This is a genomic window from Vibrio sp. G-C-1 (assembly GCF_021728015.1).
Classification (GTDB): Bacteria; Pseudomonadota; Gammaproteobacteria; order Enterobacterales; family Vibrionaceae; genus Vibrio; species Vibrio splendidus.
Map to the genome: position 1 here is coordinate 91,151 of NZ_JAKKCR010000013.1, position 19,109 is coordinate 110,259.

Below are 19,109 nucleotides of genomic sequence, written 5' to 3' on the forward strand. Positions count from 1 at the left end.
TCAGCCTGCTGTAAATAGTGTTTTAAAGAGGGCGTAGCCAATTTGGGCTTCGGGGTATCGTTGTTGATAGTGCTCTGCTCATGATTTGTTTACGTAATAGATATTTTACATACATCACGGGTGTTTAATTGCATAAAAAATAGATATTAATATGAAATGTTATGCAAATCATGGATTGCATCGATGATTTGTTGTGTTTGCACTCTTTCATTGCCCCACCAGCCCTACGACAATGCGAGAGTATGTGTCAGGTGAGTCATTGCCATACTTAGGGCGGAATTATCGCTTAAAAGTGCTAAAAGGCGACTTAAAGCCTACAAAACTACTTAATGGACGTTTTACGGTCACCGTTCCCGACCCATCCACACAAACGCACTATATTCGCCGAGCTTTAACGAATTGGTATAAGCAGCCATGCTGATAAGAAGATTCGAGAGAAGGTAAGGCGTTACGAATCGTTGGTGGGCGTTGAAACGGGAGTTGTTCGTACTAAAGAGTTTAAGAGTAGATGGGGCAGTTGTACCCCTTACGGTGATTTAGAATTTAACTGGGTGATTGTCATGGCTCCCAACAGGGTTGTTGATTACGTAGTGGTGCATGAGCTTTGTCATCTAATCCACCATGACCATTCGCCACAGTTCTGGAAAGAAGTTGAACGAGTCATGCCCGACTATAAAGAGCATAAAGAGTGGCTTAGAGGAAATGCACAAAATCTAATCATATAGTGCGTACGTTCACTAATGTAAAAAGACATCCTCAAATGAGACATAAAAAAAGGGCCAACTCTTTCGAGTTGGCCCTTTCCAAACGTTTGGTGGAGCTGGCGGGAGTTGAACCCGCGTCCAAAAATCATTCATCATTGGTACTACATGCTTAGTCGATCTTTAATTTCACCAGCAACCTGCGAACCGACACGCTAGTTAAAGGCTAACCTGAATTGTTATTCGCGCTTTTCCTCTCAGGTGGGAGAATCCGCGCTAGCTAGTTTGGGTTTGATCTCTTATTGGTCCCCGTCTTACGAGCGGAAGCTAGGGTAAGAGAGCTCTGAGCAGGTTATTAAGCTGCTAGTGCGTAGTTTTCGTCGTTTGCGACTATTTTTTTGCGGCTTTTAACGTGGCCAACCGCCCCACGGCATGCACCTCAGACTTCAAAATTCCTGTCGAATCCTAAATCAGCCCCAAGTGTTATTTGCATAGTACCAGAAAAGCATTGCCTGTCTAGCACTGTGCGTTTAAGTGCTTAAAATTAACGCAAATTACTCTTCATAATTCGTGCTTTATCTCTCGCCCAATCTTTTTCTTTCATATCAGTACGTTTATCGTGCAGCTTTTTACCTTTCGCTACGCCAACTTTAATCTTCGCCCAAGAGCGAGACCAGTAAAGCGCGGTTGCGACAAGTGTCATGCCTTCACGGTTAATACGACCGATAAGGTTATCGAGCTCTTTTCTCGACATAAGTAGTTTACGGATACGTGTTGGGTTCGCCACGATATGAGTACTCGCCTGAGTGAGCGGAGTGATCGTCATACCACTGATGAATGCTTCGCCGTCTCGGATGTAGACGTAGCTTTCTGCGATATTGGTTTTGCCTTCACGTAGGGATTTTACTTCCCAGCCTTGTAGCTCAAGCCCCGCTTCTATCTCATCATCGATGAAATATTCGTGGCGAGCTTTCTTATTAAGCGCAATGGTATTACTACCGGCTTTTGATTTTGATTTATTCTTTGCCATAATGGCCTCATTATACGGATTGCACCCTAGTTGGGGAATCCTTTTTATTTGCGCTCTGGCCCAATACAATTAAAATTGCAGTTTGTGTTAATGTAACGCTGTCTTTAACAGGAGTCTATATGCCAAAGGTTACTCGTTCAGCATTAGTGTCGTTTAGTGCCGACCAGATGTTCAGCTTGGTCAATGATGTTGCTCGTTATCACGAGTTTTTGCCAGGGTGTTCTGGTTCACGTGTGATCGAATCTTCAGATTCAACTATGGTGGCTTCGGTTGATGTCTCTAAAGCTGGTATCAGCAAAACATTTACCACATCGAACCGCTTAGCAGATGGTGCTGAGATCTTGATGGAGCTGGTGGATGGCCCATTCAAAAAACTGCAGGGTGGTTGGTATTTTACTCCGCTCGATGAGCAAGCGTGTAAGGTTGAGCTTAAGTTGGAGTTTGAATTCTCTAGCCGAATGATTGAAATGGCATTTGGTAAGGTTTTCAATGAGCTGACGAGCAATATGGTCAGTGCTTTTACTCAACGCGCGAAACAGGTTTATTAAGCCATGACTATTGAATCGGATATGATCCACGTAGAGGTTGTGTTTGCGCTTCCGCACGAGCAGCGTGTGTTTACCTTGGTGGTGAACAAAAACGCGACTGTGGAAGAGATTATTGCGCAGTCTGGTGTTTTGGAACTGTATCCAGAAATCGACTTAGCGAAAAACAAGGTTGGCGTATTCAGCCGTAACGTTAAGCTAGATGCGACGGTTCGTGATAAAGATCGTATCGAAATCTACCGTGCACTGTTAGCCGATCCAAAAGAGATTCGTCGTAAGCGTGCTGAGCAAGCGAAAGCGAAAGCAGCAGCGGCTAAATCGTAATGCTAAACAAATTCGACTAAGAAGAGAGCTCGCTATATTGGCGAGCTTTTTTGTGCCTGTTAGTTAGACAACGCAGCTAATTTGTTAGCAGATATTAAAAAGCCTGCTCGTGTTAGCAGGCTTTTGCGATTCTTGCTTTGTCGACCGATAGCTTTGTCGACTGATAGCTTTATCGGCTAAGAGCTTTGTTGACTGGAAAGCTTTGTTGGTTGAAAGCTAGCGAAGGCTTTCGAAGAACTCATCACTGGCTTCAAAATCACCGTTGATCGTTACTAGAGTGCCTGTGGCATCAAAGTTAACGACTAGGTTTTTCTGAATAGGGTCTTCATGGCCTTTTTGGTGGTGATAAATGTAATACCACGTATCTGGGTAGCCGTTTTCGATAAGCATTGGTGAGCCCATAACGTAACGAACTTGTGTTTTTGTCATGCCAAACTTGAGCTGATCGACAGCTTCTTGTTCAACATAGTTACCCTGATTGATGTCAATTCGATAAACCAACTTCTCTAGTAGAGAGCAACCGGTCAACATTGTTAGTGCAAGTGGAACTGCAACTAACCACTTTTTAATTCGCATAGTTTGAGATCTTTCTTCGCTAAAATACTGCCTGATAATAAACAAGCTCCAGCAAGAAGTAAAAAGCTCCTTGCGCTTTGAGCTTGTTATGACTGGCAATTTTGAATTAAGTTGCAAAATTGCCAAGAATTTTCGGTAAATTATCAGAAAGTTGCCGAATATGTAACCTAAGCTGCGATTAATAACTCTTTTGCATTGGCCAGTGTCGATTCGGTAATTTGGCTGCCACCAAGCAGTCGAGCAAGCTCTGAAACGCGTTGTTGTTCATCAAGCGTGTGCATTTGAGTCTCGGTTTTACCTGATTTTGTGTTCTTCGCAACAAACAGCTGTTGGTGACCGCAACCGGCAACTTGAGGTAAGTGAGTCACACACATTACCTGCGTAGATTCGCCCAGCTTACGTAGCATTTTTCCGACAACCGCAGCCGTTGGTCCACTGATACCCACATCGACTTCATCGAAAATCAGGCTTGGTGTATCCACTTTTTGCGCTGTGATCACCTGAATCGCCAGTGAGATTCGTGATAACTCACCACCAGAGGCCACTTTAGCAATTGGCTGCATTGGTTGGCCTGGGTTGGTCGAAACAATGAAGGTCACGTTATCCATACCCAATGGAGAAGGGTGCGTGTTGGTGTTGTTCACTTCAATGGCAAACTGCGCTTTTTCCATGCTCAGTTCGTGCATGCTTTGCGTGATCAGTTTGTTGAGCTCTTTTGCATAACGAGTTCGAGATTTATGAAGCTTCTCTGACTTGGCAACGAACGATTGGTATTGGTTTTCTACCTCGTTTGCTAAGTCTTCGAGTTTTTCATCCGAGCAATCAAGCGCTTCAACTTGTTGTAATAAGTCTTGATGGTGCTTATAAAGCTCTTCTGGTAACACGTGGTGCTTACGAGACATCGACATCACTTTAGAGAAACGCTCTTCAACGTAAGCCATACGACCCGGATCGACATCAATGCTGTCTAGGTAGGTTCTTAATTCGTTATTGGTCTCTTCAATCTGAATAATGGCTTCAGACAGTAAGCTCGGCAATTCAGCCAATCTTTCATCAAGCTCAGCTAACTGAATCAGGGAGTTATTGGCCGATTGCAGAATACCAAGCGCATTAACTTCTTCGCCTTCATAAATAAGCTCGATAGCTTGCTGACAGGTTGTGGCCAATTCTCCGCTATTGGAGAGGCGCTTATGCTCTTGTTCGAGGTCTTCATATTCTTCCTCCCCAATAGACAGCTCATTTAACTCTTTGATTTGGTATTCAAGAAGTTGTTTTTGAGCTTGGTTTTGCTGGCTATTTTCACGTAACTCTTTTAAGTGGTTATCGGCTTGTCGCCAGGCTTGGTAAGCGTTACGTGTCGATTTCAACAGGTTCAAGTGGCCTGCGTATTGATCAAGCATCGCCATTTGGTAATCGCTTTTCATCAACTGGTGATGCGCGTGTTGACCATGGATGTTGATCAGCAGTTGTCCAAGTGATTTCAATTGCGAAAGAGGGACAGGACTACCGTTGATGAATGCACGAGAACGACCTTCTTTTGAGATGGTTCTGCGCAGGATGCACTCACTGCCATCAAGCAATTCGTTGTCTTCTAACCAGCGAGTAGCGTGCAGATTGTTCTCAAGTAAAAAAGCGGCACTGACTTCGGTTTTTTCTTCACCTTGTCGAACCATTCCTGCATCGGATCTTCCCCCAAGACATAAGCCTAAAGCATCGATAGCGATAGATTTACCCGCACCAGTTTCTCCGGTGATTGTTGTCATGCCTTTAGAGAGTTCTAGCTGTAAAGACTTAACAATAGCGAAATTATTAACACTTAGATGAGCCAGCATTTTTATTTACCTGTATAACTGAACAATACTGTATATAAGCTCAGTATATACTGTTTCTTTATACAGTAAAGTCGACAGGTGAAAATTTTTTGTGACCGATCTCAGAATTGAGGTTGTCTGTAGATCACTGAAACCGCTATAGATTCCCAACTCAGTCGTTCCTCCCTCTTGGGAATGACGATGTGGTGGATTGGCGTAAAGGTAGAGGCGGTGGGCTTTTAATCGGCAATAAAAAAGGCTGACGAATGTCGTCAGCCTTTCAAGTTTTCGGTTACCACTGGAGCGTTTATTCTTTTAGAACAGCTTACTCGACCAGCCTAGTTTGTTACGTAGAACATGGTAGTAGTTGTAGTCTTTAGGGTGGATCAGCTTTAGCACATTCGGGCTTTGGTAAATATGGATCTCGTCGCCAGGAGAAACCGGTAGCGAGATTTGGCCATCGCAGCTGACTTCCTGTGTACCGCGGTTATCAGGCGATACGATAAGCTTGATTCGACGCTTGCCATCCACCACCAGTGGGCGGCTTGAAAGGGTGTGCGGGAACATTGGCACTAGTGAGATAGCATTTAGGCTTGATGACAGGATAGGGCCGCCGCCAGAAAGCGAATAAGCGGTAGAACCTGTCGGTGTTGAGACGATCAAGCCATCAGAGCGCTGTGAGAAGGCGAAGCTGTCATCGATATACACTTCGAACTCGATCATGTGCGCGACTTGGCCGGGGTGTAGTACAGCCTCATTAAGGGCTGCATTGTGGCTTTTTATCTGGCCGTGACGATGAATTTCAGTTTCAAGTAAGAAGCGCTCTTCTTCCATGAACTCTCCCTTAAGCACATCAGTCAGCGCGCTCTGGAAGTTTTCAGGGTTGAGATCGGTTAGGAAACCAAGATTACCTCGGTTAACACCTATCACTGAAATGTCGAAACGTGACAAGATTCTAGCGGCACCGAGCATATTTCCATCACCACCCACAACAATTGCGAGATCGGCACGTTTACCCAATTCAATCAGGCTAGAAAAATGTTCTTGTGGGATATCGTCCAAAATGCTGGAGAGCCTATCATCAACAAACACTTGATAACCCTCAGTACTTAACCACTGATAGAGCTCTCTATGAGTCTGAATTGCTTGCTGATCTCGAGGTTTACCAATAATTGCGATGACTTCAAATGGCTTTTTCATAACGTTTCCAAACGAATTAGGCTTGAATCAAAATTCTTCATCCCCATAATAAAGGCAAGTTGAACGTCTATGCGAGTGTTTTATATCAATTTGAGGCGCAAACACGCCTGTCACTGGCATTGAAAACGAATTCTGGAGATATCATGAGCAACGAAGAAAACAAAGTAACCGAAGAAGAGCTAGATCAGATCATTGCTGAAGCTGAGAAAGTTGAAGAAGCTGAACTGAATGAAGACGCGGCTGATGAGCAGGAATCAAAAATTGCTCAACTAGAAGCCGCACTGCTTTCTAGTGAGTCTAAAGTGAAAGAGCAGCAAGATTCTGTTCTTCGCGCAAAGGCTGAAGTTGAGAATATGCGTCGTCGTACTGAGCAAGAAGTGGATAAAGCACGTAAATACGCGCTAAACAAATTCGCTGAAGGCCTACTACCTGTTATCGATAACCTAGAGCGTGCAGTACAAGCTGCAGATGCTGAGAACGAAGCGGTTAAGCCGATTCTTGAAGGTGTTGAGCTAACTCACAAAACGTTCGTAGATACAGTGGCTAAATTTGGTCTTACAGAGATCAACCCTGAAGGTGAAGCATTCAACCCTGAATTCCACCAAGCAATGTCGATTCAAGAAAGCCCAGACCACGAGTCAAACACTGTGATGTTTGTTATGCAGAAAGGCTACGAGCTTAACGGCCGTGTTATTCGCCCTGCAATGGTAATGGTTGCTAAGTAATTGAGTAGCCGCTTGCTAAGCAGTCGATTATTACAGTTGTGAAGTAAGACAATAGCGGCGACAAAACAATTCACTGGTTAACGTGAAATGAAAAGAGAGGCATATGCCTCTCTTTTTTTATGCCTGTAACTTGAGAGTCCACGTGAATAGTCACCAAAATCGCATTAAGAATGTCGTTCTTTTTATTTTATCCAGAACAGTGATTTAGAGTTTTATATTATGAAACTGGTTGTTAATGAAGAAATGTTTTGATGTCACACTTGTAATGTTTTTGTAAATAAATGCTTTTAATTGTTACCTTTGTATGTAAAATCCACTGCAATATAGCGATTTGGGTCGCATATATAACTATAAAAGTACAATTTTTAAACACAACAAACTGGAGAAGAACGATGGATAAATCGCTCTCAAGTAAGATTTTTGTAGGCTTGTTTGCCGGCCTTATTATTGGTACTGCTATTCAGTACCTATTCAGCGGCATTGCTATTTTTGATACGTACCTACTCGGCGCTGCTGAAGGTGCTGGTGGTATGTTCGTATCACTTATCAAGTTGCTTGTAGTACCTCTTGTATACGTATCTATTGTTTGCGGTATCGTTGAGCTAAAAGATATTCGTTCATTCGGTCGTCTTGGTGGTAAAACCTTTGGTCTTTACATTATTAACACCATCATCGCGATTTCAGCTGCTCTAACGATTGGTCTTATTTTCCAACCGGGTGCTGGTGCGAATCTAGCGGGTACAGTTTCTGAGACAATTGCGCTTACAACAACTGAAACGCCAGATATCTTCTCTCTTGTTGTTAATATCGTTCCTAGCAACCCTGTAGAAGCATTTGCAAGTGGCGACATGCTGCAAATCATCTTCATGGCTATTCTGACTGGTCTTGCTATCCAAGCTCTTGATTCTCGTGGTGGCCCAGCTATCAAGACATTCAAGATGGCTAACGAAATCATGATGAAGCTTATCGGCCTAGTAATGAGCCTTGCGCCATACGGTGTATTTGCTCTGATGATTCAATTAGGTGCAACACTTGATGCAAACACGCTAATGTCAGTTGCTGGCTATGTCGCGCTTGTTGTGGCAATGCTTGTGTTCTGGATCTTCTTCTTCTACCCAATGATGGTTGGTTCATTCACTGGTATTTCTCCAAAGCAGTTCCTACGTGCAACTCGTGAGCAAATCCTTTTCTCACTATCGACTGCAAGTTCGAACGCGACGATTCCAGTAACAATGCGTACTCTGACGGACAAACTGAACGTATCTAAGTCAGTGGCAGGTTTCGGTGTACCACTAGGTGCAACAATGAACATGTCTGGTGTATCTATCTACATCGCACTAGCAACTATGTTCGTAGCAAACGCATTCGGTCAGCCAATCAACACTGCTGATATCTTTACTCTAGGTCTAACTATCTTGCTACTGTCTATCGGTGCTGGTGGTGTTCCTGGTGGTGGTGTGGTTATGGTCGGTGTTCTATTGCACCAACTAGGTTTGCCACCAGAAGGTCTAGCGATTGTTGCTGCTGTTGACCGTATCTGTGACATGTTCTGTACTTCTTCTAACGTTGTTGGTGATACTGCGGTTAACACTATCGTAGCGAAATCTGAAAACGAAATCGGCGTTGAAGCTAACGAAGAAGCTGAGCTAAAGAAAGCAGAAGCATAATTCTTAATTAAGATTTGATAATTAGAAGCCCCGCTCAATGAGAGCGGGGCTTTTTGTTTCTGATGATAAGTGCTTTGGGCTATCTGATAACTTGGCTAAAAATATCTTTGATTGGTGTTAAGTCTCATTTTTTCTTTTTACTCGTGCCGAATTGGCCATCAGTTTTCAATCTTTAATATAGATCACATATAATAATACAATATTATTTTATTGTTCTGGCAACCTACATTATGACGACATAAAGGAAACCCAATAATGAAGCTGTCTTACCTTAGTCTACTGACTGCCAGCCTTTTAGCCGCTCCCGCTCTTGCTTCTAATCACGATATTGGTCAACAGTTCAATCTTGACCCTGCAAAAGCACCAGCACAAAACTTCGATTTATCTAAATGGAAAATTAACTTACCGGAGCTGACGACTGAAGGGTCTAGAAAAGGTAAAACGTTGGAGATTGGTAAAAAGGAACTGTCGAATGTAGACACGCCTTACGTTCACCCTAAATGGTTCTACACGGATGCCGAGTCTGGTGCGATGGTGTTTGTGGCTCCGAATACAGCTCCAACGACGCCAAACAGTAAAAACACGCGTAGTGAGCTAAGAGCGATGCTAGCGGATAGCTACTCTGCGCCGAGCAACAACTTCGCGATTTCAAGCCATAAGAACGCGGAAGAGTTTGGCTCTATCGGTGGGCAGATGACGGCAACACTTTCTGTTGATCAGGTGAGCACCAGCGGTAACTATAAGAAAACCGGTGCATTCTCTGTGGTTATTGGTCAAATCCATGGGTCGGATAATGAACCTCTGAAAATTGTTTACCGCAAATTGCCAGAGCATGAGCATGGTTCGTTAACGTGGAACTATGAATTAAATCCGCCGACAGAGATGAAAAATGCGAAGGATGAAAATGGTAAGAAGCTTCGTAAAGACATTCGCCATGATGTATTTGGCCAATACAATCTGAAAAAAGGCAGCTCGGATCCTACTGATGGTATCAAGCTAGGTGAAGTGTTCTCATATGATGTGAATATCAAAGATAACATCATGCACTTAACCTTTACTAAAAATCCAAACTCAGCCGAACCTGTTGTGAAGACCTATGATGTTGACTTGGCAAAGGGTAAATATCAGGGACACGATATCGATCTTGGTTACGGTCAAGACTGGATGTACTTCAAAGCGGGTGCGTATAACCAGTGTAATACTAAGAAGTCGAGTTCTGCCTGTGAGTGGCGTGGTATGGAAGCGGGTGACTACACCCAAGCAAGCTTCTACCAGTTAGTTCTTAATCAATAATATTGCTGAATCAAAAATAGTGCCGAATCAATAACGGTTCGACTCGCTGTTAGTTGAAAAAAGACCTTCCATATGAAGGTCTTTTTTTATGCGAGATAGAATAGGGAGACATTTTATTTATGAAGATGAACGCGTGAATATGTCAACTTTCGAGCCTTAAGCAGTAAGGGGTAAGCCACTTTTTACCTTTAAGTAGAAAGATAGGGGGAAAAACAGATTTTTTTTACCTATTTCCCTTGAAAATTAGTTTGCAGCCCTTATCTATGGTGCATACGAAAGCAAAATACATTTGCATTTAAATTTTGTGTATTAGGGTTGAATCCCTGATTACTACCCCCCACATAGTGGGTATAGCAAAAAACTAAATAGAATTTATTCGGAGAAAGCCTGATGGGTCGAATCATTGGTATTGATTTAGGTACTACTAACTCTTGTGTTGCTGTTCTTGACGGTGACAAACCACGCGTATTAGAAAATGCTGAAGGCGAACGCACAACAGCATCGGTAATCGCATACACTGAAGGCGAGACGCTAGTTGGTCAACCTGCGAAACGTCAAGCAGTTACTAACCCTCAAAACACGCTATACGCGATTAAGCGTCTAATCGGTCGTCGTTTTGAAGATGAAGAAGTTCAACGCGATATCGAAATCATGCCTTTTAACATTGTTAAAGCTGATAACGGTGATGCATGGGTTGAAGCGCAAGGCCAAAAAATGGCTGCTCCTCAAGTATCTGCTGAAGTTCTTAAGAAAATGAAGAAAACAGCTGAAGACTTCCTAGGCGAAGAAGTAACTGGCGCAGTTGTAACTGTTCCTGCTTACTTCAACGATGCTCAACGTCAAGCAACGAAAGATGCTGGCCGTATCGCTGGTCTAGATGTTAAACGTATCATCAACGAACCTACTGCTGCTGCTCTGGCTTACGGCCTAGACAAGCAAGGTGGTGATCGCACTATCGCTGTATACGACCTTGGTGGTGGTACATTCGATATCTCTATCATCGAAATCGATGAAGTAGAAGGCGAGAAAACTTTCGAAGTTCTTTCAACTAACGGTGACACTCACCTTGGTGGTGAAGATTTCGATAACCGCATGATCAACTACCTAGTAGATGAGTTCAAGAAAGAGCAAGGTATCAACCTTAAATCTGATCCACTAGCAATGCAGCGTGTTAAAGAAGCAGCAGAAAAAGCGAAAATCGAGCTTTCTTCTACTACTCAAACTGACGTAAACCTACCTTACGTTACTGCTGATGCGACTGGTCCTAAGCACATGAACATCAAAGTGACTCGTGCGAAGCTTGAGTCTCTAGTTGAAGACCTAGTTCAACGTTCTCTTGAGCCATTAAAAGTTGCTCTAGCAGATGCTGATCTATCTGTAGGCGAAATCACTGACGTTATCCTAGTTGGTGGTCAGACTCGTATGCCTATGGTTCAAGCTAAAGTAACTGAGTTCTTCGGTAAAGAGCCACGTAAAGACGTGAACCCTGACGAAGCTGTTGCAATGGGTGCTGCTGTTCAAGGTGGTGTACTAGCTGGTGAAGTTAAAGACGTTCTTCTTCTAGACGTTACTCCTCTATCTTTCGGTATCGAAACGATGGGTGGCGTAATGACTAAGCTTATCGAGAAAAACACAACTATCCCTACTAAAGCGGATCAAGTGTTCTCTACAGCTGAAGACAACCAAAGCGCAGTAACTATCCACGTTCTTCAAGGTGAGCGTAAGCAAGCGACTTACAACAAGTCTCTTGGTCAGTTCAACCTAGAAGGTATCCAACCAGCACCACGTGGCATGCCACAAGTTGAAGTAACATTCGACCTAGATGCTGATGGTATCCTGAACGTATCTGCTAAAGATAAAGCGACAGGTAAAGAGCAGAAGATCACTATCCAAGCATCAGGCGGTTTGTCTGAGGAAGAGATCGAAGCAATGGTTCAAGAAGCAGAAGCTAACAAAGAAGCTGACAAGAAGTTCGAAGAGCTAGTAACTGCACGTAACCAAGCTGACCAAATGATTCACGGCACTAAGAAGCAAGTAGAAGAAGCTGGTGAAGCTCTACCTGCAGACGAGAAAGCTAAAATCGAAGCAGCTATCGAAGCTCTAGAATCAGTTAAGTCTGGTGACGACAAAGAAGCTATCGACGCTAAAGTTCAAGAACTTATGCAAGCAGCTCAAAAGCTAATGGAAATTGCTCAACAGAAAGCTCAAGCTGAACAAGCTGGTGCTGACGCTGGTGAACAACCTAAGCAAGATGACGACGTTGTTGATGCAGAGTTTGAAGAAGTTAAAGAAGACAAAAAATAATTTTTCGTCGCTATAACACGTGATTTCTGCGTCGAAGGTACTCACTTACACTTGCCTCTTTATTGGCTAAGAAAGTCCGTGCCTTCTCCTTGAACTAACGTGTTTTAGCTTAGAAAAAGTCGTTTTTCGATTTCTAAAGATACGGGCGTCAGAGGTAACTCTCACGCCCGTAAATTTGTATTTAGACTTGTCGATCTAGATAATAGCTTTATTCGGCGTTTCAGCCGACAGAACTTTTATCTAGATTGATACATAGACTACTGAAGTGATCATTCGGTAGTAGCAATTATTTGGTGACCTAGAACATGTCAAAACGTGATTTTTACGAAGTATTAGGCGTAAGCCGCGATGCATCAGAGCGCGATATTAAAAAAGCGTACAAACGCTTAGCGATGAAATTCCACCCGGACCGTAATCAGGGTGATGACAGCGCAGCAGACAAATTTAAAGAAGTAAAAGTAGCGTACGAGATCTTAACCGATTCTCAAAAGAAAGCAGCTTACGACCAATACGGCCACGCAGCTTTTGAACAAGGTGGCATGGGTGGCGGCGGCGGTTACGGCGGCGGTGGCCAAGGTGACTTCGGCGATATCTTCGGTGATGTGTTTGGCGATATCTTTGGCGGCGGTCGTCGCGGTGGTGGTCAAGCGCGCGCACAACGTGGTTCTGATTTGCGTTACAACATGGAGCTTTCTCTAGAAGAAGCCGTTCGTGGTGTATCTAAAGAAATCGAAGTACCAACTCTTGTAGAGTGTGATATTTGTGACGGTAGCGGCGCGAAAGCGGGTTCTTCTGCACAAACGTGTGGTACTTGTCATGGCCACGGCCAGGTACAAATGCGCCAAGGTTTCTTTGCGGTTCAACAGACTTGTCCTACTTGTAACGGTAAAGGCAAGATCATCAAAGACCCATGTAACTCATGTCATGGCCAAGGTCGTAAACAGAAAACGAAAACGCTTAACGTTAAGATCCCAGCAGGTGTTGATACTGGTGATCGCATTCGTCTATCTGGCGAAGGCGAAGCAGGGGAGCATGGCGCTCCAGCTGGCGACTTGTACGTACAAGTACACGTAAAAGAGCACAACATCTTTGAGCGTGACGGCAACAACCTTTACTGTGAAGTGCCAGTAAGCTTCTCTATGGCTGCTTTAGGCGGTGAAGTTGAAGTTCCAACACTAGATGGTCGTGTAAACCTTAAAGTGCCAGAAGAAACACAAACGGGCCGTATGTTCCGTATGCGTGGCAAAGGCGTGAAAGGCGTTCGTGGCGGCGGTGTGGGTGACCTAATCGTTAAACTAGTGGTTGAAACACCGGTTAAGCTAAGCTCTCGTCAAAAAGAACTACTGCGTGAATTCGAAGAAACATGTTGTGGTGAAGCGGCAAGCAAGCACAAGCCAAAGTCTGAAGGTTTCTTCAGCGGCGTGAAAAACTTCTTCGATGACCTAACTAAGTAATTGATAGTGATTTGAAACTTTTAAAGCCTGCCAGTGTGCAGGCTTTTTTGTATCTGTAGATCAAAGAAAGAAGCTCAGAGAATAAAGAGTCTAGATTTCTCAGATAGATTATCGAGCCCTTTGGTGGTTGCTCTTGTTACTTCCAACACGCTTCTGGCTCTGAAACACCCGAGTGGTGTAATTCCAATATATCGGTAATTGAATTTAAACATCCATCATTCACTTGCTGTGAAAGTGGTTCCGCTTGAATGGCATAGGTTGTACTACTCGCCGAAATCGCTAACGTGTATCGGCTGGTGTCGGTATCGCAAAACAAACATGTCCCTCCGGAAATAATATTCTCCGCTGCGGATGCATAGTTCCCCGTGTACAGCGTCTCTATTTCCAATTGTATCTTTGTCATATCAGCTATCGCTGTGACTCGATGCGCTTTGATTACATGGTTTGTATAACTTGGATAGGCAATGGCGCCGAGTATCCCCACGATGGCGACAGCGATCAATAATTCGATCAATGTCATCCCTCTAATGCTTAAGTTGTTGTTGTTGCATATATTTCTTCGAATCATCGCGAGTAGTTTCCTTTAATATCTCTGCCTATTTTTCTCCGGTGGTAGCATCGGCGCAAGATTAAATACGGTTACGAGCGGTATTACATAGGAAATTGGGAAATGACTCGCGGGTTTACTTTATTAGAGCTTTTAATCACGGTGTCGGTGTTATCGATACTGATAGCGACGGCTGCCCCGAGTTTTAGTTCGGTGCTAGCTTCAACGAAAATCAAGAGGCTTGCACCTGAGGTTCATGGCTTATTAATTGCTGCGAGGTCAGAAGCCATTACTCGGAATCAAGACGTTTATTTGTTCTTTTTAGTATCCGGCAACTCAGGGGCTGTTAATAACTCTGATGGTGATTGGGATTTGGTACTAAGTAGTTCTGCATCTTATGACCCTACAAATGTTCTTATGCTGTTGGATGGCTCTCCCTATCAGGATATAGAAGTGTCCTTTAACTTCTTCAATCAAAATTCAATATCGATCGAGGGTGTAAGAGGTCGCTTCAGCAATGGCAATATTTCGATAGCATCTACAAGTAAATTAACGGAGGTGTTGTCAATAAAAGCATCGAATGTTTCGGGGAGGATTAGGGTTTGTAGTAGCGATCCCAATGACAATGGACGTAACAGTATAGGTCACCACGGTTATGAGATCTGTTAACTCGTATGTCAAGGGAAGCACACTAGTCGAAATGATGGTGGCTTCAGTTATTGGAATCATCGCAATTGGGACTATAGGTTCGGTATTCATTACTAATCAACGAATCGCTTCAGAAAATAGCTTAGCGCTTTTGTTATCACAAAACTTATTTTCCGCAACTCAAATGATGAAAGAGGAAGTTTGGCGCGCTGGTTATGACTCAGATTCGGGAATATCGGTTAAGTTATCGGGAGCTACAAATACAATTTATGTTAATCAGGTAAGTATTGATGAGGTGTATATTGGTTTTGCTTATTTGCGGGATGGTGGATCGTCGGCGTATCGAAACATTGTCTATCAATTCAAAGAAAACAAACTCAATTATTGCTTAGGAGAGTCCGGTCAGCTCTTGGCAATTAATGAAAAACCATTTGGGACGGCTAGTGGCGCAGTTTCAATGAAGTGTGAAAACGTGTTCTTTGATCGTCAAATTCAAGTTGATGCTTTATTTGTTGAGGTTGCAGAGCTTTCAACAGGATCTTCGGCTTCTCAAAAAGTAGATATTGAGTTAGAGGCGTCTTTAGTAAATGCGGATGTTAGTCATAAAGTGAGAACTTCCGTCGTTCAGAGGAACTGGCAATGAAGCGGTGTAAGCAAGGAGGCTTTATCACTCTGTTGTTGGTTAGTGTTCTTCTTATAGGGACATTAATCGCTTCGTTTGGAAATTTTAAGGTTCTCTTCTATCAAATCAAGCGAGCACAAAATGAAGTTCTGGCACGTAAAGAACATTGGCGTTCGGAAGGCGGCTTAGAATGTACCTACTCCTACTTACTTGAATTAGATAAAACCATTGCTGATATCAAAGACGCGGGTGCCCGTCCTGCAGATTTTTCTGATTGGTGTTCCCCATACGAAAATCAACCGCAAATTGAAATCTCTGATAGTGCGATTTCTAGCGCTTACGTTGTGGCGTCATCCTCAAATGCGCAGTCTCTTTTTAAGACAATAAGAGAAAGCTCCCAACTTGGAAGTGGGGCAATTCAATCAACAGGGCCGATTGAGATCATCGGTACATTGAGCCTGAAGCCGACAGTTAAAGAAGAACCGATCAGTGGTAATGAATATGAATGCGTGAGTGTTACTTTTGCCGACCTTTTTACTTACCAATACGATTCAACACATGGTGATTCAGGACAAACGTTAGGCTTAGAAGTGCTCGACCCAAGTGCTGATGGTCCGTTTTCTGGTTTTGATGGCGTGTGTGATAGTGACTATAAGACGGAGATCCCTAAAGGCAGTTCGGGAAGTAGTTATTCAATCTATGCGCCTGATTCCTATCAAGGAACGAATCCGCTTCCCTTCAAAAAAGATTTTAATCCTGATCCTAATATGAACCCGTTTTATACCTTTTTTGGTATCGCTAAAACGGATCAAAATATTGTCGACTTATCTCAAGACACTGACCTTTTTAAGCACGTACAGATACTGAATGCGACAGAGTGTGGCACCGAAATCATGGACCATTTTACTCCTGGGCAAACCAAGGGACTGTGGGTTGAGGGAAATTGCCATATCAATTCAGCGGTTGCCGCCGCCAACAATCAATCTCAACTTCTAGTGATTCAAGATGGTGTGCTCGCGTTAAATGGTGCCATGACTTACAACGGTGTGATTTATCATTTGGTCGATTATCAAAAGAGTCATGTTAAAACTCGTATAGATGACTTCTGGGAAGCGCTTGTTACTCCTAATGTATTTGCACCTTTTATCAAAGACATCGATGACGCTACTGTCCTGAAAAAAAGTGTCGGGATTCAATTTGCTTCTGGTTTACCTTCAGGTGGCCTTATCTTCGATTCGCCACTTGGGGTGACAACGATTGTGGGTGATATGGATTTGGATTTTCGTTCAGAGTCTAATCCGAGTGATCCGCCTTCGATTTATCAATGGAAGCGAGGATCATGGAATGATTTCTAAACACTCAGGTTTTAGCCTGATAGAGGTTCTTATCTCTTTTCTATTGATCGGTGTAGCTTCTCTAGGGTTGGTTAAGCTGCAAGTTTATGCGGAGCAAAAGTCGGACTTTGCGCTTCACAGTGTAGAGGCACTTCACTTTGCTGAAAGGCAAATGGAATATTATCGAACGCGAGTCTCGGATGTGAGTGGGGCAGTAGGGCTTATTCCTTTTTCGCAACTCAATCAAGCGAACTATTGTCTCAACACGGCAAGCTCAGATCCTTTATCCGGTTTGTCGGACTCTGGGTATGCGATGACTTGTGAGGTGGAGAATGCTGCTGGCGCTTTGTCTAGTGCGTTAAAAAGCATTACTGTTTCCGTTGCATGGCAAGATCGTATGAACCATTCGCAAAGCATTTACCTCGAGACTATGCTCTCCAAATACAGTGAGTTTGATTGATCTATTAAGCAAACGTTTACTGCATGCCAAGGCCTAAGCATCCTCTTTACTGATAGTTTTCACTCCTCGGACATTGTTTACGTGCCAGTTAAAACTCTGTATATGGAATGGTGTTTTTTGTGTTTTTATATTGTTGCTGTTGTACAGTATTTTTGCAAAATATGTCTCCATTTATGGAAAATGATGTGGAACCTTGTGCTTTTTAACAGCGACTTTAATAGAATATGTGCTGTACCAATAGGCCATGGTCAAAACTTTTATTAGGCCTAAACAAACAACATCACATATGGAGTTACAATGAGTAACCAAGCTGTAAAAAAAGCACCATCGACTGAGAAGATCAGTGGGATGGACCGCTTTCTAAACTTCATTGAACGCGCCGGCAACAAAATTCCAGACCCTGCAATTCTGTTCTTCTGGGCTCTAGTTATCGTATGGGTAGCATCTGCACTTTTATCGAATCTTTCATTCGACCTAATCAACCCTCAAACGGGTGCTGCTCTAGAAGTAAACAACCTATTAACTGGTGAAGCGCTTGCTAGCTTCCTAGCGAATATGGTTACCACGTTCACAGGCTTCGCACCGCTAGGCATCGTACTTGTTGCTATGCTAGGTGTTGGCGTTGCTGACTCTTCAGGCTTCATTACGACTGGCCTTAAGAAGATGCTGAACTTTACGCCAGCTAAGCTATTAACGCCTATGCTAATCCTTGTTGCTATCGTGTCTCACACAGCAGCAGATGCAGGTTACGTTCTAGTAATCCCTCTTGGCGGTATCATCTTCCACGCAGCGGGTCGTCACCCTCTAGCGGGTATTGCAGCAGCGTTTGCTGGTGTATCAGGTGGTTTCTCAGCGAACTTCATTCCTTCAGGTATTGACCCGCTACTAGCAGGCTTCACTCAAACAGCGGCAAACGTTCTTGACCCTGCATACGTGGTTAACCCTCTAGCGAACATTTTCTTTACTGGTTTGTCTTCAGTTCTCATTGTTGGTATCGGTTGGTACGTGACAGAGAAGATCATTGAACCTCGTCTTGCAAAAACTCCAGTAGATGAAGATGCAGAGCAAGCACCTGATCTAGGTACGTTCACAGCGATTGAATCTAAAGCATTCAAATTCGCTGGTTGGGCAATGGTTGCAGGTATTGGTCTGCTTATCGCTGCTTTGGTTCCTGAAAACTCAGCACTTCGTTCGCCTGAAGGTGAACTAACGGCGTTCTCAGCACCAGTAATGAAGTCTATCGTTCCTCTGATCTTCATTCTGTTTATTATTCCGGGTATCGTCTACGGCCGTGTTGCGGGTACATTCAAGAATAGTAACGATGTTATCAAAGCGATGTCTGAGACAATGGCAACGATGGGCGCATACATTGTAATGTCGTTCTTCTGTGCTCAGTTCTTATCTGCATTTGCTCAATCAAACATCGGTACTATGCTGGCGCTTTACGGTGCTGAAGGCCTGAAAGCGATGGATCTTCCTGGTGAAGCAACGGTTGTTGGTATGATTCTACTAACGGCTTCAGTTAACCTGCTTGTAGGTTCGGCTTCAGCTAAGTGGGCACTGATTGGTCCTATCCTAGTTCCTATGCTAATGGTTGTGGGTATCTCTCCAGAGCTATCTCAAGCGGCTTACCGTGTAGGTGACTCAGTGTCTAACATCATCTCTCCACTAATGGTGTTCTTCCCACTGGTTGTTGTTTACTGTCAACGCTACGTTAAGTCGACTGGTATCGGTACTCTAGCTTCTCTAATGATGCCATTCTCGATTGCTATGCTAATCGGTTGGTCTATCTTCTTGCTAGGTTACTGGGCTCTTGGTATCCCACTAGGTATCCAGGCACCTTACACTTACACAATGTAAGATTGAAC

Annotated in this window: 19 protein-coding genes and 1 other RNA gene; 14 read left to right on the forward strand and 6 right to left on the reverse strand. The window is 43.6% G+C overall.

What is annotated here, in order from left to right; translation table 11 throughout:
* Positions 1-232 precede the first annotated feature (232 nt).
* Positions 233-421 carry a YgjP-like metallopeptidase domain-containing protein gene (locus tag L3V36_RS23895; protein WP_244343926.1) on the forward strand — a complete coding sequence of 63 codons (189 nt, stop codon included), beginning with the start codon at positions 233-235 and terminating at the stop codon, positions 419-421.
* Positions 422-461: 40 nt separating this feature from the next.
* Entirely contained in the window at positions 462-725 is a 264-nt protein-coding gene (locus L3V36_RS23900) for a M48 family metallopeptidase (protein WP_229649987.1), read from the forward strand.
* An 87-nt stretch (positions 726-812) separates the two neighbouring features.
* On the opposite strand, the gene ssrA is transcribed toward L3V36_RS23900, so the two are convergent.
* Positions 813-1,179: a transfer-messenger RNA gene (gene ssrA / locus L3V36_RS18295) on the reverse strand.
* A 66-nt stretch (positions 1,180-1,245) separates the two neighbouring features.
* Entirely contained in the window at positions 1,246-1,731 is a 486-nt protein-coding gene (gene smpB, locus L3V36_RS18300; RefSeq protein ID WP_004735156.1) for an SsrA-binding protein SmpB, read from the reverse strand.
* Positions 1,732-1,850: 119 nt separating this feature from the next.
* Between smpB and L3V36_RS18305 the strand changes: the two genes are divergently transcribed.
* Both L3V36_RS18305 and L3V36_RS18310 read left to right on the forward strand, forming a co-directional pair.
* Positions 1,851-2,279 carry an SRPBCC family protein gene (locus tag L3V36_RS18305; RefSeq protein WP_004735157.1) on the forward strand — a complete coding sequence of 143 codons (429 nt, stop codon included), beginning with the start codon at positions 1,851-1,853 and terminating at the stop codon, positions 2,277-2,279.
* A 3-nt stretch (positions 2,280-2,282) separates the two neighbouring features.
* Positions 2,283-2,600, forward strand: a complete 318-nt coding sequence (locus tag L3V36_RS18310) for an RnfH family protein (RefSeq protein WP_065682677.1) — start codon at positions 2,283-2,285, stop codon at positions 2,598-2,600.
* A 216-nt stretch (positions 2,601-2,816) separates the two neighbouring features.
* Here L3V36_RS18310 and bamE read toward each other — a convergent pair whose 3' ends face one another.
* The 3 genes from bamE to nadK form a co-directional block, all read right to left on the reverse strand.
* On the reverse strand, positions 2,817-3,176 hold the full coding sequence (gene bamE, locus L3V36_RS18315) for an outer membrane protein assembly factor BamE (RefSeq protein WP_004735159.1): 360 nt from the start codon (positions 3,174-3,176) through the stop codon (positions 2,817-2,819).
* Positions 3,177-3,343: 167 nt separating this feature from the next.
* Entirely contained in the window at positions 3,344-5,008 is a 1,665-nt protein-coding gene (gene recN, locus L3V36_RS18320; protein ID WP_065682545.1) for a DNA repair protein RecN, read from the reverse strand.
* A gap of 294 nt (positions 5,009-5,302) precedes the next feature.
* A complete protein-coding gene (gene nadK / locus L3V36_RS18325; protein ID WP_004735161.1) occupies positions 5,303-6,187 on the reverse strand; it encodes an NAD(+) kinase in 885 nt (294 codons plus the stop codon).
* A 143-nt stretch (positions 6,188-6,330) separates the two neighbouring features.
* Between nadK and grpE the strand changes: the two genes are divergently transcribed.
* From grpE to dnaJ, 5 genes are all read left to right on the forward strand, one after another.
* On the forward strand, positions 6,331-6,912 hold the full coding sequence (gene grpE, locus L3V36_RS18330) for a nucleotide exchange factor GrpE (RefSeq protein ID WP_017059864.1): 582 nt from the start codon (positions 6,331-6,333) through the stop codon (positions 6,910-6,912).
* 392 nt (positions 6,913-7,304) lie between these two features.
* A complete protein-coding gene (locus L3V36_RS18335; protein ID WP_004735163.1) occupies positions 7,305-8,579 on the forward strand; it encodes a dicarboxylate/amino acid:cation symporter in 1,275 nt (424 codons plus the stop codon).
* A gap of 255 nt (positions 8,580-8,834) precedes the next feature.
* Positions 8,835-9,872 carry a polysaccharide lyase family 7 protein gene (locus L3V36_RS18340; protein WP_017091481.1) on the forward strand — a complete coding sequence of 346 codons (1,038 nt, stop codon included), beginning with the start codon at positions 8,835-8,837 and terminating at the stop codon, positions 9,870-9,872.
* A 390-nt stretch (positions 9,873-10,262) separates the two neighbouring features.
* Positions 10,263-12,176: a molecular chaperone DnaK gene (gene dnaK / locus L3V36_RS18345; protein WP_004735165.1), complete on the forward strand. Its 1,914-nt coding sequence runs from the start codon at positions 10,263-10,265 to the stop codon at positions 12,174-12,176.
* Between the two features lie 305 nt (positions 12,177-12,481).
* Positions 12,482-13,630 (forward strand): molecular chaperone DnaJ, encoded by a 1,149-nt coding sequence (gene dnaJ / locus L3V36_RS18350; protein WP_017079898.1) that lies wholly within the window; start codon positions 12,482-12,484, stop codon positions 13,628-13,630.
* A 136-nt stretch (positions 13,631-13,766) separates the two neighbouring features.
* On the opposite strand, the gene L3V36_RS18355 is transcribed toward dnaJ, so the two are convergent.
* Complete coding sequence (locus tag L3V36_RS18355) at positions 13,767-14,198, reverse strand: type IV pilin protein (RefSeq protein WP_016796755.1); 432 nt, start codon at positions 14,196-14,198, stop codon at positions 13,767-13,769.
* Positions 14,199-14,300: 102 nt separating this feature from the next.
* Between L3V36_RS18355 and L3V36_RS18360 the strand changes: the two genes are divergently transcribed.
* The 5 genes from L3V36_RS18360 (at position 14,301) to L3V36_RS18380 (ending at position 19,101) form a co-directional block, all read left to right on the forward strand.
* Positions 14,301-14,846, forward strand: a complete 546-nt coding sequence (locus L3V36_RS18360) for a GspH/FimT family pseudopilin (protein WP_102445245.1) — start codon at positions 14,301-14,303, stop codon at positions 14,844-14,846.
* Positions 14,833-15,468 (forward strand): pilus assembly protein PilW, encoded by a 636-nt coding sequence (locus tag L3V36_RS18365; RefSeq protein ID WP_102447173.1) that lies wholly within the window; start codon positions 14,833-14,835, stop codon positions 15,466-15,468. Before L3V36_RS18360 ends, L3V36_RS18365 begins: the two co-directional genes overlap by 14 nt.
* Positions 15,465-16,802 carry a hypothetical protein gene (locus tag L3V36_RS18370; RefSeq protein ID WP_017079901.1) on the forward strand — a complete coding sequence of 446 codons (1,338 nt, stop codon included), beginning with the start codon at positions 15,465-15,467 and terminating at the stop codon, positions 16,800-16,802. Before L3V36_RS18365 ends, L3V36_RS18370 begins: the two co-directional genes overlap by 4 nt.
* The gene (locus L3V36_RS18375) at positions 16,792-17,241 is read left to right on the forward strand and encodes a prepilin-type N-terminal cleavage/methylation domain-containing protein (protein WP_004735171.1); all 450 of its coding nucleotides are present in this window, start codon (positions 16,792-16,794) and stop codon (positions 17,239-17,241) included. Before L3V36_RS18370 ends, L3V36_RS18375 begins: the two co-directional genes overlap by 11 nt.
* A 297-nt stretch (positions 17,242-17,538) precedes the next feature.
* Positions 17,539-19,101, forward strand: coding sequence for an AbgT family transporter (locus tag L3V36_RS18380; RefSeq protein WP_054542738.1), 1,563 nt, complete (start codon positions 17,539-17,541; stop codon positions 19,099-19,101).
* Positions 19,102-19,109 lie beyond the last annotated feature (8 nt).

Coding starts and splice junctions, on each gene's coding strand:
- L3V36_RS23895 (WP_244343926.1), top strand. CDS start 233: ATGCGAGAGTATGTGTCAGGTGAGTCATTGCCATACTTAGGGCGGAAT.
- smpB (WP_004735156.1), bottom strand. CDS start 1,731: ATGGCAAAGAATAAATCAAAATCAAAAGCCGGTAGTAATACCATTGCG.
- L3V36_RS18305 (WP_004735157.1), top strand. CDS start 1,851: ATGCCAAAGGTTACTCGTTCAGCATTAGTGTCGTTTAGTGCCGACCAG.
- L3V36_RS18310 (WP_065682677.1), top strand. CDS start 2,283: ATGACTATTGAATCGGATATGATCCACGTAGAGGTTGTGTTTGCGCTT.
- bamE (WP_004735159.1), bottom strand. CDS start 3,176: ATGCGAATTAAAAAGTGGTTAGTTGCAGTTCCACTTGCACTAACAATG.
- recN (WP_065682545.1), bottom strand. CDS start 5,008: ATGCTGGCTCATCTAAGTGTTAATAATTTCGCTATTGTTAAGTCTTTA.
- nadK (WP_004735161.1), bottom strand. CDS start 6,187: ATGAAAAAGCCATTTGAAGTCATCGCAATTATTGGTAAACCTCGAGAT.
- grpE (WP_017059864.1), top strand. CDS start 6,331: ATGAGCAACGAAGAAAACAAAGTAACCGAAGAAGAGCTAGATCAGATC.
- L3V36_RS18335 (WP_004735163.1), top strand. CDS start 7,305: ATGGATAAATCGCTCTCAAGTAAGATTTTTGTAGGCTTGTTTGCCGGC.
- L3V36_RS18340 (WP_017091481.1), top strand. CDS start 8,835: ATGAAGCTGTCTTACCTTAGTCTACTGACTGCCAGCCTTTTAGCCGCT.
- dnaK (WP_004735165.1), top strand. CDS start 10,263: ATGGGTCGAATCATTGGTATTGATTTAGGTACTACTAACTCTTGTGTT.
- dnaJ (WP_017079898.1), top strand. CDS start 12,482: ATGTCAAAACGTGATTTTTACGAAGTATTAGGCGTAAGCCGCGATGCA.
- L3V36_RS18355 (WP_016796755.1), bottom strand. CDS start 14,198: ATGATTCGAAGAAATATATGCAACAACAACAACTTAAGCATTAGAGGG.
- L3V36_RS18360 (WP_102445245.1), top strand. CDS start 14,301: ATGACTCGCGGGTTTACTTTATTAGAGCTTTTAATCACGGTGTCGGTG.
- L3V36_RS18365 (WP_102447173.1), top strand. CDS start 14,833: ATGAGATCTGTTAACTCGTATGTCAAGGGAAGCACACTAGTCGAAATG.
- L3V36_RS18370 (WP_017079901.1), top strand. CDS start 15,465: ATGAAGCGGTGTAAGCAAGGAGGCTTTATCACTCTGTTGTTGGTTAGT.
- L3V36_RS18375 (WP_004735171.1), top strand. CDS start 16,792: ATGATTTCTAAACACTCAGGTTTTAGCCTGATAGAGGTTCTTATCTCT.
- L3V36_RS18380 (WP_054542738.1), top strand. CDS start 17,539: ATGAGTAACCAAGCTGTAAAAAAAGCACCATCGACTGAGAAGATCAGT.